The organism is Sorangium sp. So ce836 (assembly GCF_028553905.1).
GTDB lineage: Bacteria > Myxococcota_A > Polyangia > Polyangiales > Polyangiaceae > Sorangium > Sorangium cellulosum_D.
Genome location: NZ_CP102233.1, coordinates 11,134,188 through 11,148,560 on the forward strand (window position 1 = coordinate 11,134,188; position 14,373 = coordinate 11,148,560).

6 protein-coding genes and 1 pseudogene are annotated in these 14,373 nt (G+C 73.3%); 4 read left to right on the plus strand and 3 right to left on the minus strand.

Annotated features, from left to right (window positions below; translation table 11 throughout):
- The first annotated feature begins 213 nt into the window (after positions 1-213).
- A complete protein-coding gene (locus NQZ70_RS40565) occupies positions 214-2,592 on the plus strand; it encodes an alpha-amylase family glycosyl hydrolase (RefSeq protein ID WP_272826573.1) in 2,379 nt (792 codons plus the stop codon).
- A 96-nt stretch (positions 2,593-2,688) separates the two neighbouring features.
- Here the strand turns inward: NQZ70_RS40565 and NQZ70_RS40570 are convergent, their stop codons facing one another.
- On the minus strand, positions 2,689-3,711 hold the full coding sequence (locus tag NQZ70_RS40570; protein WP_129579004.1) for an NADP-dependent oxidoreductase: 1,023 nt from the start codon (positions 3,709-3,711) through the stop codon (positions 2,689-2,691).
- Between the two features lie 224 nt (positions 3,712-3,935).
- On the opposite strand from NQZ70_RS40570, the gene NQZ70_RS40575 reads away from it, so the two are divergent.
- Together NQZ70_RS40575 and NQZ70_RS40580 are read left to right on the plus strand one after the other, a co-directional pair.
- Positions 3,936-4,421, plus strand: a complete 486-nt coding sequence (locus NQZ70_RS40575; protein ID WP_129579005.1) for a hypothetical protein — start codon at positions 3,936-3,938, stop codon at positions 4,419-4,421.
- Between the two features lie 111 nt (positions 4,422-4,532).
- Entirely contained in the window at positions 4,533-8,684 is a 4,152-nt protein-coding gene (locus tag NQZ70_RS40580; RefSeq protein ID WP_272826574.1) for a kelch repeat-containing protein, read from the plus strand.
- A gap of 98 nt (positions 8,685-8,782) precedes the next feature.
- Here the strand turns inward: NQZ70_RS40580 and NQZ70_RS40585 are convergent, their stop codons facing one another.
- Positions 8,783-9,820, minus strand: a complete 1,038-nt coding sequence (locus NQZ70_RS40585; protein WP_129579006.1) for a D-alanine--D-alanine ligase — start codon at positions 9,818-9,820, stop codon at positions 8,783-8,785.
- A 1,076-nt stretch (positions 9,821-10,896) separates the two neighbouring features.
- Between NQZ70_RS40585 and NQZ70_RS40590 the strand changes: the two are divergent.
- Positions 10,897-12,426, plus strand: a pseudogene (locus NQZ70_RS40590) (ATP-dependent DNA ligase); the annotation flags it as partial.
- 217 nt (positions 12,427-12,643) lie between these two features.
- Here NQZ70_RS40590 and NQZ70_RS40595 read toward each other — a convergent pair.
- Positions 12,644-14,125 (minus strand): hypothetical protein, encoded by a 1,482-nt coding sequence (locus tag NQZ70_RS40595; RefSeq protein WP_129579007.1) that lies wholly within the window; start codon positions 14,123-14,125, stop codon positions 12,644-12,646.
- Between the last annotated feature and the right edge of the window lie 248 nt (positions 14,126-14,373).

A 14,373-nucleotide genomic window follows, 5' to 3' on the forward strand; every position in this document is an offset into this window, starting at 1 on the left:
GGCTTGACTCGCCGGGGGCGCGAGGCGAACGCCCGAGTACGGGGCGGAGCTCCGGCGGAACCGGCGCCTCACCGGTTGGCGACGCGACAGCATGGGCGGAGCGTCGCCTTTCTCCGCTCCGTTTGGGGCGATTCTCCGCGACGCATGCGCTGACACGCCTCCCGTGATCGGATACTCCTCGAGGCCATGTCGCGCCGCCGCAATGCCTTCGTGATGTCCGCTGTCTACGCCGCCATGCTCCTCGCCGTCCCGCTCGCGTGCGGGGACGATCAGGAGCTCGACGCCGGTCAGGGAAAGGGCACCGGCGGCGGCGGGGCGGCCGACGGCAGCGGCGGGCTCGGCGGCACCGGCGAGGCCGGCGGCAGCGGCGGGCTCGGCGGCAACGGCGGGGCCGGCGGCAGCGGCGGGGCCGGCGGCAGCGGCGGCGCCACCTGGCAGGGCGATGTGCTCTGTCCGACCTCGTTCGCGTTCAACGCGCCCCCGGGCGCGACGGACGTCCGCGTCCCCGGCGAGTGGAACGGCTTCGATCTCGACACCGCCCCGGAGCTCCGCGAGGGCGGCGCACAGGGGCAGCTCGTGGCCACGGTCGATCTGCCGCCCGGGCTGCACGCCTACAAGATCACGTATCGATACGGCGGCGAGCTCGCGTGGGTGCTCGACCCGGCCGAGGGGCGCCGCAAGTACGTGGACGGGATCGAGAACTCCGCCGTCAAGGTCCCTGACTGCCGCCTTCCGGCGTTCTCGGTCGCCTCGAGCCAGGTGGCCCGCGCCGCCGCCGGAGAGGGCGCCTTCGAGGCGCGGCTCGCGTACCGGGACGGCATCGAGGGCGCGGGCCCGGACGCGGACGCGTTCGAGGCGATGCTGCAGGATCAGGACGGCGACGCGCGCCCGCTCACCGAGCAGGAGCTCTCGGTGGACGAGCGCGGCGACGTGCGGATCGACGTGCGGGGCCTCGACGACGGCAAGTACCGGATCACCCTGCGCGGGGCGACCCGGAGCGGCCGTGTCGGCGAGCCGCTCCGGCTCGTCTTCTGGGTCGAGGCCGAGCCGTTCTCCTGGGAAGACGCGCTCATCTACATGGTCGTCACCGATCGTTACCGCGACGGCGATCCGGCCCTGAACGCGCCCGCCACGCCGGGCGCCGATCCGCGGGGCGACTGGGCCGGCGGAGATCTCGAGGGGCTGCGGCGATCGATCGAGGACGGCACGCTCGACGCGCTGGGCGTGCGGGCCATCTGGCTCACGCCGTTCCAGGAGAACCCGGCCGGCGCGTACCCGGCGAGCGATGGAGTCCACCAGGTGACCGGATATCACGGGTACTGGCCCATCAAGGCGCGCGAGGTGGATCCGCGGCTCGGCGGGGCCGAGGCGCTGCGCGCGGTGGTGGCCGAGGCGCACCGCCACGGGATCCGCGTGCTCCAGGACTTCGTGGTGAACCACGTCCACGAAGCCCACGAGTACGTCGCGTCGCACCCGGACTGGTTCCGGACGGGGTGCGTCTGCGGCACGGACGGCTGCGACTGGACGTCGCACGCGCTCGACTGCATGTTTTCTGGCTATCTGCCCGACGTGAACCACACGGTGCCGGAGGCCAACGCCGCGTTCGTCTCGGATGCGGTCTACTGGCTCGACGAGTTCGATCTCGACGGGCTCCGGGTGGACGCCGTGAAGCACGTCGAGGAGATCGCGACGCGCAACCTCGCCGCGGAGGTCCGGGAGACGTTCGAGCCGGCCGGCACCCGTTACTTCCTGATGGGCGAGACGGCGATGGGCTGGAACGACTGCGCCGCGCCGTGCAACGACGAGAACTACGGGACCATCGCGAGGTACATCGGCCCTCAGGGGCTGGACGGCCAGTTCGATTTCGTCCTTTACCACGGGGTCTCGTACCGCACGTTCGCCTGGGGCGACCGGGGCATGCTGCACGCCGCGTACTGGGTCGAGGACGGGCAGAAGCGGTGGCCGGAGGGCGCGATCATGACGCCGTACATCGGCAGCCACGACACCGCCCGGTTCGCGACGCTGGCCGACTACCGGGGCCAGGACATCGCGCACGGCCGGGATGTCCCGGGCCGCCAGTGGTCGGACACCGCGGGGAGCCCGGGGTCGCCGGAGCCGTATGCCCGCGTGCGGCTCGCGATGGCGTGGCTGCTGGGCCTCCCCGGCGCGCCGCTGCTCTATTACGGCGACGAGTACGGCGAGTGGGGCGGCGTCGACCCGAACAACCGCAGCCTGTGGCGTCCGGAGGAGGAGCTCACGCCGGACGAGCGGGAGACGCTCGATTTCGTGCGCCAGCTCGGCGCCGCGCGCCGGGGCATCCCCGCGCTCCGCCGCGGCGCCTACGTGAACCTCACCGCCACGGAGGACACGCTGGTCTTCGGCCGCCGGCTCGCCGGGGGGAGGTCCGCGGTCGTGGCGCTGACGCGCGCGGCGACGGCGCAGCGCATCTCGGTCGAGGTGGCCGAGGCGCTCGGCCTGCCGGCCGGCACCGGGCTCACGGACGCGCTCGGCGGCGGGGCCGAGGTGGTCTCCGAGACCGGCATGCTCTCGATGAGCATCCCGCCGGGCGGGGCGGTGATCCTCGCGCCGTGATCCGTGCCTCCGGCGGGTGGCCCGGCGTTCCGCCGGCCGAGCTCACGCCGGTTCGCCCGCGCCGGCCCGGCCTTCGGGCGAGGGCGCCGGCGCCGCTCACGACGCCACGCGCACCAGCAGCTTGCCGAAGTTCTCGCCCTTGAGCAGCCCGATCAGCGCCTCGGGCGCCTTCTCCAGGCCGTCGACGATGTCCTCGCGGTACTTGATGCGACCTTCGCGGATCCAGCGGCTCGTCTCCTGGAGGAACTCGGGGCGCTGCTCGGCGAAGTCGCCGACGATGAAGCCGCGCAGCGAGAGGCGCTTCGCGAGCACCTGCTTCATCAGGCCCGGAAGGCGATCCGGCCCGGGGGGCGGCGCGGTGTCGTTGTAGTGCGCGATGAGGCCGCACACCGGCACGCGGGCGAAGGGGTTCAGGAGCGGCAGCACCGCCTCGAACACGGCGCCGCCGACGTTCTCGAAATACACGTCGATCCCGCCCGGGCAGGCCTCCTTCAGGCGCGCTGCCATGTCGGGGCTGCGGTGGTCGACGCAGGCGTCGAAGCCGAGCTCGCGCACCACGTAGTCGCACTTGCGCTGCCCGCCGGCGACGCCGATCGCGCGGCAGCCCTTGATCTTCGCGATCTGCCCCACGACCGAGCCCACCGCCCCGGAGGCCGCCGCGACCACCACCGTCTCGCCCGGCTTCGGCTGGCCGAGGTTGAGCAGCCCGGTGTAGGCCGTCATCCCCGGCATGCCCAGCACCCCGAGCGCCGTCGAGATCGGGCCGAGCGCTGGATCCACCTTGCGCAGGCCGCTCCCATCGGTGATCGCGTACGCCTGCCAACCGGTCCGCCCCTCGACGAGGTCTCCCGGCGACAGGCCGTCGACGCTCGACCGCAGCACCTCGCTCACGGTGCCCCCGACCATCACGTCGCCGATCTCGACCGGCGGCGCGTACGACGGGCCGGCGCTCATGCGGCCGCGCATGTACGGGTCCAGCGACAGATAGAGCGTGCGCAGCAGCGCGCGGCCCTCGCCGGGCTCGGCGAGCTCTTCCTCGATCAGCTTGAAATCGGACGGCTTGGGCTCGCCGACCGGCCGGGCGGCGAGGACGATCTTGCGGTTGCGCAGGGAGGTCATGGTCCGTCGATCCTGGCCGAACCGCGCGCGATTGCCAGAGCGCATCGGCGAGGCGCAGGGATCCGGCGAGCTCGGCGAGGCGCGGGGATCCGAGGAGCGGCGCTCGCGGCCGGCGGGCTGCCCCGCGGCGGCGGGCGGCGGGCGGCGAAGGACCTGAGGAATGCGCCGCGCCCGCGCTGTCCGATTGAGCTCCGCAGCCGTCGCGAGTATGCCGAGGCCGCACGATGCAGTCACTCAACGCGATCCAGCTGCCCGAGGAGCTCCGCGAGCCGCCCCCGCGCCCCTGGGCGGCGCTGCGGCACGCCCGGCACCAGCTGGCTGGCGTGGGCTACGCGTTGCTCGTCTGGGCGGGGCTCCTCGGGGTCGGCTCGCTCTACCGGCACATCGATCTCGTCGCGATGCTGCTCGCCTTCTCCTTCGCGGTCATGCCGTTCGTGCTCCTGTATCAGGTGCTGGGCAGCTACACCGCCTGCCGCCTGGCGCTGCGCGGCGCGCCGTCGGCCGCGCAGATCTACGAGGGCGTCGTCGTGACGAGGTTCGGGACGGTGAACGTCTGGCACGTCGTCGTCGCCGGCCAGCACGTGCGGATTCGCGCGGACGCGCCGCTCCTCAAGAGCATGGTGGTGCTCGTGACGCCGGAGACGACGAGGGGGAAGCGCAGAGTCGGCGTCTATCATCCCAAGATCGGCATCTGCACATCGCTCGTGTGAGCCGCGCGGGCCGCGCCGTTCGGGGGTGAGCGGCGCGCGCCGCGGGGCTCGGGCGGTGGGGCGCTCGCGGCGCCGTTGTGGCTGGCGGGCCGGCGTGAGACATTCGCTGGCATGCGAGCTGGGTGGGCTTTTCGCGTGCTGGCCGTGGTCGTCCTGGTGCTGGCTGTCGCGGGGTGGATGAGCGCGCTCGGCTGCGCGGGGGGGCGCGACCGCGCCGCCGCAGCGGCAGCGCAGGTGCAGCAGCGGTTCCCTGCGCAGGCCGCCGAGGTGCTGGGCGGCAGCGCGCTCGACGCGCCGTCGGTGAGGGACGGAGGCTTCGCGCTGGGCGCGGCTGGCCCGGCCGGGCGCGGGCCGCGGCTCCAGGCCGAGCTGCCGCGCGACGGCGGCGGCTGGGTGCGGCTCTCGGGCCTGGGCGGCTTCGAGGTGCGGGTGCGGGAGACCGGCGCCTCCGGCCCGGGGGCGATCGTGGACGGCGCGGTGATCTACGGCCGCGCTGGCGGCGCGTCGTTCTGGCGGGCGGCCGCCGGCGGCATCGAGGAATGGCTCACCGTGGAGCCCGGCGCCGCGCCGGCCGGCGCGCCCGCGGCCGTCTGGGAGGTGGACGGCGCGGCGCTGCGGCAGCGCGGCGAGGCCGTCGAGGTGGTGGACGCGGCGGGGGTGCCGCGGCTGCGCGTCACCGCGCCGCGAGCGTTCGCGGAGGGCGGACGGCCGGTCGCGGTGCGCCTCGAGGCGCGCGGGGCGGAGATCGCGCTGCTGGCCGAGGCGTCGGGGGAGCTCCTGCTCGTGGATCCGCTGTGGCGCCCCGTCGGGGCGATGGTCGAGCGGCGGGTCGGGGGGCACACGGCCACGCGGCTCGGCGGTGACGATGGGCGGGTGCTGGTCGTGGGCGGCTGGGGCGGCGAGGCCTATCTCGCGAGCGCGGAGCTGTTCGACCCGACGGACGAGAGCTGGGCGCCGGCACAGCCGATGAGCGGCCCGCGCCACGATCACGCCGCCCTGCTGCTGGACAGCGGGCGAGTCCTGGTCGTGGGCGGCTCCGACGGCTCGGGCACGCTGGCGAGCGCGGAGCTGTACGACCCGGCGGAGGACCGCTGGACACCGGCGCGGCCGATGAGCGACGCGCGCCAGGGCGCCACGGCGACGCGGCTCGACAGCGGGTTGATCCTCGTCGTGGGCGGCTGGAGAGACGGCACCCATCTCGCGAGCGCGGAGCTGTACGACCCACGGGAGGACACGTGGACCGCGGCGGCGCCCATGAGCACCGGACGCTACGGGCACACGGCGACGCTGCTCGGCAACGGGCGGGTCCTGGTCACGGGCGGCTACGACGGCTTGGACGCGGTGGAGAGCGCGGAGCTGTACGACCCGGCGGCGAACAGCTGGACGCCGGTGCAACCGATGAGCGCAGGGCGTCATCGGCACGCGGCGACGCTGCTCGATGACGGGCGGGTCCTGGTCACGGGCGGCGCCGAAATCTACTGGGGAGAGGAAGAAGAGGAGGAAGAAGAGGAGGCGAGAGAGGGCGAGTTCGCGAGCGCGGAGATCTACGATCCGGTGAGCGGCAGCTGGGCGCTGACGGCGCCGATGAGCTTCGGGCGCTCTCAGCACACGGCGACGTTGCTGGTGGACGGGCGGGTCCTCGTCGCGGGCGGCTCCACGGTCATGGGCGAGTCCGAGTGGTCCGGGTACCTGGCGAACGCGGAGATCTACAATCCGACGGCGGGGTCGTGGTCGAATGCGCCGGCGATGGCCGTGGGTCGCAGCGGTCATACCGCGACGCTGCTCCCGGGCGGCGGAGTGCTCGTGGCGGGCGGCAATCAGGGCGGTGATGCGAACGCCGAGGTCTACGACCCGTCGGGCGCGAGCCCGTGGTCGGAAGCAGCGCCGATGATCCGCTCGCACAACCGGCATACGGCAACGCTGCTGGCCGATGGGCGGGTCCTGGCCGCCGGCGGCTACGGGATCGACCACACCCCAATCGCGAGCGCGGAGATCTTCGACCCCATCGCGCGCACCTGGACGGAGGAAGCACCGATGCTCGCCGCGCGCCACGAGCACACGGCGACGCTCCTCGACGACGGGCGGGTCCTGGTCGCGGGCGGCGAAGGGTCCAGCTACGTCCCAATCGCGCACGCGGAGGTCTTCGACCCCAACGCGCGCACCTGGACGGTGGCAGCGCCGATGCTCACCGCGCGCTCCGAGCACACGGCGACGCTCCTCGACGACGGGCGGGTCCTGGTCGCGGGCGGCTACGGGGCCGACTACATCCCCATCGCGAGCACGGAGATCTTCGATCCCACGGCGGGCACCTGGACGGCGGCAGCACCGATGAACGCCGCGCGCAACCAGCACACGGCAACGCTCCTCGACGACGGGCGGGTCCTTGTCGCGGGCGGCTACGGGACCGACTATATCTCCAGCGCGAGCGCGGAGATCTTCGACCCCACGACGGGCACCTGGGCGGCGGCAGAACCGATGATCGCCGCGCGCTATCACCACACGGCGACGCTGCTCGACAACGGGCAAGTCCTGGTCGCCGGCGGCTACGGGGCCGAGTACGTCGACCTCTCGAGCGCGGAGGTGTACGACCCGGCGACCCATCGCTGGACGGCGCGGGCTCCCATGAGCACCAGGCGATACCTGCACACGGCAACGCGGCTCCTGGACGGGCGGGTCCTGGTCGCGGGCAAGGCCGTAACCGAGGGCCTCAGCGGCGCGAGCGCTGAGGTCTACGACCGGACCACGGACAGCTGGTCTCCGGCAGGGACGATGTACTCCGAGCGATTTGGCCACACAGCGACCCTGCTGCGCCAAGGCAAGATCCTGGTCGCCGGCGGTGAGGGCCCCGGCGGCATCCTCGCCAGCGCCGAGATCTACTCCCCCGTCCTCCCCGGCGCTCCCTGCGATGCCGACGCGGACTGCGCCGGCGACTCCTGCGTCGATGGCGTCTGCTGCGACGCCCCTTGCGCGGGCGCCTGCATGGCCTGCTCCGCCGCGAAGAAGGGCGCCGGCCCCGACGGCAAGTGCGGGCCCGTCCAGGCCGGCGCCGATCCGGACGGCGACTGCGCCGCGGCGCCGGTCACCACCTGCGGCGCCACCGGCTTCTGCGACGGCCGCGGCGCCTGCCAGCTGCAGGCGCAGGGCACCCGTTGCGGCGCGGCCTCGTGCAACGGCGCCACCGAGGTCGTCGAAGCCCCCCTCTGCGACGGGCTCGGCGTCTGCGCCAAGAGCGACACCCGGTCCTGCGGCGATTACCGCTGCGTCTCGGGCGCCTGCCTCGCGGGCTGCACCTTCGACACCCAGTGCGCCGAGGCCGCCTACTGCGCGGCGACCGGCGGCGACTGCCTGCCGAAGAAGCGCGACGGCGCCGCGTGCGCGCTCCCGAAGGAGTGCCTCAGCGGCCTGTGCCAAGCCGGCGTCTGCGCGCGCGACAGCGACGGTGACGGGGTCGCCGACCACGAGGACAACTGCCCTGAGGTCCCGAACACGTCCCAGGCCAACACCGATGGTGGCCTGTCCGCGGGCGACCCTCTCGGCGACGCCTGCGACGACGACGACGACGCCGACGGCCATCCCGACGCGGCGGACAACTGCCCCCTCATCCCGAACCCCAACCAGGCCGACGCCAACGGCGACGGGATCGGCGACGCCTGCGATTGCGCGAGCCCGCGCAAGGCCGACGGCAGCCCCTGCGACGACGGCAACGCCTGCACGCAGACCGATACTTGCCAGAACGGCGCCTGCATCGGCGGCAATCCCTTCGTCTGCCCGCAGCCCGACCTCGCCGTCTGCCGGGTCGCCGTCTGCGAGCGGGCCACCGGCAACTGCGGACAGCGCTACAAGCTCGATCGCGCGCCCTGTCCGGGCGGCGAGTGCATCGCCGGGGGCTGCTTGCTCGCGGACGGCTCCGGCGACGGCGGCGCGGGGGGCGACGGCGGCTCCGGCGGCGCCGGCGGAGATGGCGGCGCCGCCGCGTCGACCGGCGCCGGCGGCTCCAGCAGCGGCGCCGGCGGCTCCAGCGACGGCGGCTCCAGCGGCGACGGCGGTGCGCCGCCCAGGCCCGTCCCGGAGGGGAGCGGCCCGCCGCACCTGCACGGAAACGGCTGCGCCGCGGCGCCCGACACCGGCCCTGGCCCCTTCGGCTCGGCCGCGCCCTGGCTGCTCGCCGTGGCCCTGGCCGCCACGCGGCGGCGGCGCCCGGGCCGCGGTCCACACGCGATGCGGTCCCCTGCCCCCGGACCTACGGTTCAGACGTCGCGCTGATCTGCCCCTGAGGGCAATGGCATGAGGTCGGTGCCAGATTGCTGCCGGGCGCCCCGCGCGGGGCGCCCGCCTTCAGCCCCCCGCGGGGGCGTCCGCCGTCAGATCGCCGATTTCACGAGCCGCAGCCGCTTCTCGGCCTGTCCCCGCTCGCTCAGCCGGAGCTCCGACGCGGCGGGCGCGCGGCGCCGCACCGGCTGGTGCAGCCGGGCGCTCGCCAGGATGGCCTCGCACAGGTCGCCGAACTCGTAGCCTGCGGCCGCCGCGATCTTCGGCAGGAGGCTCGTCTGCGTCATGCCCGGCAGGGTGTTCACCTCGAGCACGTACTCGTTCTCTCCGCCGGTCACGAGCAGGTCCACGCGCACCGCGCCGGTGCACCCGAGCGCCTGGGCCGCCCGCTCCGCCAGGTTCAGGACCCCGCGGTACCGGGTCGGCGGGAGGCGCGCCGGCATGTGATATTCGGTCATCCCCGGCGTGTACTTGGCCTCGTAGTCGTAAAGCCCCTTCTTCGGGACGATCTCGATCGCGCCAAGGACCTTCCCGTCCAGGATCCCCACGTTGACCTCGGTCCCCGCCACGAACCGCTCCACGATGGCGGCGTCGTCGAACTCGAACGCCAGGGCGATCGCCGACCGGAGCTCCTCGAGCGACCCGGCCTTGGTCACCCCGAGGCTCGACCCCTCGCCGCGCGGCTTGACGATGACCGGAAACCCGAACGAGCCGTGGATCGCCTCGAGCTCATCGAGGTCCTGGTGCGCACCCACAGTGTAGTAGGGAGGCGTCGGCACGTTGTGCAGCCGGAACATCTCCTTGGCCTTGAGCTTGTCCATCGCGAGGGCGCTCGCGAGCACGCTGGACCCGGTGTACGGGATCTGGGCGAGCTCCAGGACGCCTTGCACGCACCCGTCCTCCCCGAGCCGCCCGTGCAGGGCCAGGAACGCCGCGTCGAGCCGCGCGCGCTGCAGGGTGGCGCAGAGCTCCGTGCCGAACCGATCCCCGAGCGTGATCCGGACGACATCGTACCCGCGCGCCTCGAGCGCCTCGGCGACGGCCGCGCCCGAGCGCAGGGACACCTCGCGCTCGCCCGACGAGCCGCCCATCACGACGCCGACCCGCCTCCGGACTTGCCGCTCCACCATCGAAGAACCTCCGTCGCCTTCTCGTGAGGACACCAACGCCACGCCAGCGCCTCCCGTTCCAGTCAAACTGCCGGAGAGGTGCCGCGCAAAAACCAAGCCAGCTGCTTTCAAGGCCAAAAAATCGGCGGCCTTGCAGCGGAGGGCGGTATTCCTGAGCTGTGGTTGAGGAAAACTGCGCCCGCCCGCCGTGTTCACCTGCCCACGGCGCGCTGACGCCCAACCCGGTATCAAGGCCGGCGGCGGAGGTCAACTAAACGGAGCGATCGCGCCGTCGGACGGCGGACGCGGCCGGGCCGTCTCGCGGGCCCCGCTCGCGGCGTGCTCGGGAGTCGCGGGGCTGCTCCGCGCGGCCCTCCGCGCCGGGGTGGCGCTGGCGCGTCGCGCGCTTCGCGCCCGACGACTCGCCACGAGCGGCACACCGGATCTTGGGAAGGTGGGCAGCACCTTCGCCGGCTCACGGCGCGGGCACCGGAGGAACGGAGGCACTCATGGGCACCGAGAAGGTCGACCTCACGAAGGAGAAGGAGACGCTCCTTGTCACCTTGTACTGCAAGGCGCTCGAGAGCCGCGCGAAGGACCCCATTGCCTGGTCCCCGGCGGGACCGCCGCCTCCGGTTTCTGCGTTCCGGCTTACGTTCGTTGCCCTCCCTGCTTACGTGTCTCCGTGCTGAATCGTTGGCGCGACTGCGCCGTCGGCTCGCGTGCTCGGATCGAGCGCCCGGCGCGCGGCGGCGCCGGCGCCGCCGTCAGCTCAGGTGTCTGTCGTCGTTCGAGTCGCCCGAGATAGTCTGATAATTCGCCACCATTCTCCGTAAGTGGCCGCAAAGGAGAACGGCCGCGAATCGGGCACGAAAGAGCGCTTTTCTGTCCCGCGGCCTTACACCCTTTGGTAGGCTCCCTCTCAGCCCATGCGGAGAGCTCTTGGCGCCTGTGGGTCAGGTTTGATCCTGCGGAGTTCCTCGGCTCGGTAGCGCTCGGTAGCGCTCGGTAGCGCTCGGTAGCAAAGGACACACCGCGGCGGCCTCATCCTAGGACCCCGAGCGTGCGCCCTCGAGGTGCCACGGTAGGATACCTGCGTGCTCGTTTCCGATCTCGTCGCCACTTCCGATCGTGTCGCCACGACCTCCAGCCGTCTCGAAAAGATCGGTGCGCTCGCCGATCTCCTGCGCCGCCTCTCGCCCGAGGAGGTGCGGATCGGCGTCGACTGGCTGGCCGGGCGGCTGCGTCAGGGCCGGATCGGGCTCGGGCCTGCGATGGTCACCGAGGCCCGCCGTGCTGGTCCGTCCGCCGTCGAGCCCGCGCTCACCCTGGGGGAGGCCGACGCGGTGTTCACGGAGGTCGCGCGCACCTCGGGCTCGGGGTCGGCGGCGCAGCGCCGCGCGGCGCTCGGCGGGCTCTTCGCGCGCGCCACCGAGCTCGAGCGCGACTTCTTCGCGCGGCTCCTCGTCGGCGAGCTCCGCCAGGGGGCGCTCGAGGCGGTCATGATCGAGGCGGTGGCGCGCGCCGCGGGGCTGCCGCCGGCCTCGCTGCGGCGCGCGGTCATGCTCGCCGGCGACGCGGCCGAGGTGGCCAAGGCCGCGCTGCTCGAGGGGGCGCCCGGCCTCCAGCGCTTCTCGCTGCAGCTGCTCCGCCCGGTGCAGCCGATGCTGGCGCAGGGGGCCGACGACGTCGCCTCGGCGCTCGGCGAGCTCCGCGCGGCGGCGCTGGAGTGGAAGCTCGACGGCGCGCGCGTGCAGGTGCACAAGGCCGGCGACGAGGTGCGCGTCTTCAGCCGCAGCCTGAACTCCGTCACCAAGGCGGTCCCGGAGGTCGTCGAGGCGGTGCGGGCGCTCCCGGTCCGCTCGATCGTGCTCGACGGCGAGGCGATCGCCTTCCGCGCGGACGGGGCGCCCCACCCGTTCCAGGTCACGATGCGCCGCTTCGGCCGCACGCTCGACGTGGCCGCGCTGCGCGCCGAGCTGCCGCTGCGCGCCCTGTTCTTCGACGTGCTGCACCTCGACGGCGAGGACCTGCTCGATCGGTCCGGCAGCGAGCGCGCCTCCGCGCTCCGGCAGGCGCTCGATCGGTCGCTGCGCGTCCCGCGCATCGAGCTGCCGACGGGGGCCGAGGCCGAGGCGTTCTTCGCCGACGCGCTCGCCCGCGGCCACGAGGGGGTGATGGCGAAGTCGCTCGCCGCGCCCTACGAGGCCGGCCGGCGCGGCAGCTCGTGGCTCAAGGTGAAGCGGGCGCACACCCTCGACCTCGTCGTGCTCGCGGTCGAGTGGGGCAGCGGCAGGCGCCGGGGGCTGCTCAGCAACCTGCACCTCGGCGCGCGCGATCCCGGCGCCGGCGGGTTCGTCATGCTGGGCAAGACGTTCAAGGGCATGACGGACGAGATGCTCGCATGGCAGACGCAGCGGTTCCTCGAGCTCGAGATCGCGCGCGACGCGTACACGGTGTATGTGCGGCCGGAGGTCGTCGTCGAGATTGCGTTCGACGGCGTGCAGGCGAGCCCGCAGTACCCGGGGGGGGTCGCGCTGCGGTTCGCGCGGGTGAAGCGGTACCGGCCTGACAAGGCGGCGGGGGAGGCCAGCACGATCGACGAGGTGAGGGCCATCCATGCGGGGGCGCTGGCGCATGAGGCGGCGGAGAGGAGGGAGGCGGGAGGAGGAGGAGAAGAGATGGGTGGGAGGGAGGGGGGAGAGGATGAGCGGAAGGTGAGAGGGGGGCGAGCACGGAATACGGGGGCGAAGTCGAGCACGAGCACGAAGACGGGAGACGGAGGACGGGAGACGGGGAACGGGTGATGGGGGGACGGAGGAAGCTTGATGACCGCCGTCCGCCTCAGAGCGGAAGGTGCGCGAGGAGGATGTCGCCCCAGCCTTCGCTCTTCAGGGCGCCGAAGCCGGTCTGCGCTTCTTCGTAGAAGCTCGTCACGATCGCGAGGTTCCCTTTCGCGTCGATCGCGGAGGCGCCCATGCCGAAGAACCCGTTTTGCGTGTCGCTGATCATCGTGCCGACCTCGACGATCCGCCGCTGCGCGACGAACGCGCCAGTGGTTGGCTCGTAGGTGGCCATGTAGCTTCCCCGCTCGTCCACCGTGCCGCCGCCGAGGTCGAAGGGCGCCCTGAGCGAGGCGATGAGCGCGACCCGGCCGTCGGGGGTGAACGAGAGGCTGGTCGAGACGACGCCGGCGGCCGGGAGCGGCTTCGCCCATCGGACCGCGCCGTCCTCGCCGGCGAGCTTCGCGAGGAACGCGCCGCCCGGTTCGCCGATCGGCCCCTCCCCGAGATCGGCGCCCACCGCGAACTGGCCGGCGATCAGCACGTCGCCGCGCTCGTCCACGAGCAGGGTCTGCGCCTTGTCGCCGAGGCCCATGCCGTGGTCCTCGGGCGCGCCGAAGTGCCTCGACCAGACGTGGGCGCCGTCCTCCCCCGAGTACTTCGCCACCCAGGCTTGATCGCCCCTCAGCCCGGTGATGGCGCCCCCGCCGAGATCGGCGCCGCCCGAGAAGTTCCCGGCGACGAGGATGTCGCCGTGCAGGTCCACGGCCACCCCGCCGATCGGGGCGAAGGACGAAGCGTATCCGGACAGGTGTCCCAGGTCCCTCGCGAAGCGGGCCGTCCCGTCGGCGGCGAACCTGGCGAGCGTGAGGCGACCCTCGGACTGGGCGGCGACGACGATGTCATCGTCGGGACCGGTGGCCACACGGCCTCCGAAATCGAAGCCGGCGCCGCCCAGGCGGTGCATCCAGCGCGGGGCGCCGGCCCGGTCGAGCGCGAGGACGAAGATGTCGTTTCGCTCCGGCTCATCCAGCGAGAGATCGCCGGCCTCGAGCGGTCCGCTCGAGATGTGGCCGACGACGGCGATGCCGTCGTTTGCGTCGACCGCGATCCCCGTGGCCGTCACCAGGCTGCCGCCGAAGCGGTGTACCCAGCGCAGGACGCCGTCGTCCGCGTACTTGGCGATGAAGAGGTCCTCGAAGCCGGCGAGCGGCGTCGCGCCCGCGCCGAAGTCGGCCGCTCCCCGCGAGCTGCCGGCCAGCACGACGTTCGCGCCGGAGTCGATCGCGAGGGCCATGGCGTCCTCCATGTCGGGCCCCGAGATCTGCCGGTGCCATGCCTCCTCTGCCGGAGGCGATCCCCCGCTCCCCCCCGCGCCCCCGCCCCCCACGGCGTCGCCGCCCGCGCCTCCGCCGGATCCCCACGATCCAGCGCTCGTGTTGCCGCTCGAGCTGGCGGCCGGCTCGGTCTCACGGATCTCCCTGCAGCCGGAGAGGATGATCGAAGGGCCGAGGATCAGCAGAGCAGAAGTGGTGATGCGCATGGTGAGACCTCCGCCGAACAGGCTATGTCCCCGCCGCAGCGTCGCCCCTTAATCCTCTCTTAAAGCGACTCGCGCGCTCCTCCGGGCCGTCACCCACCGCTATCCGCAGGCCCCCGGAGAGGGTGATCGTGGGGCGGGGCGGGGTGGGGGATGGGCCGATGTTTGAGGCAGAGACATGGCGCCTCCGGCGCCATGTCTCTGCCGAGTTCGGCGGGGCCCCCACCCCGCCCCGCCCCACGATCACCCTC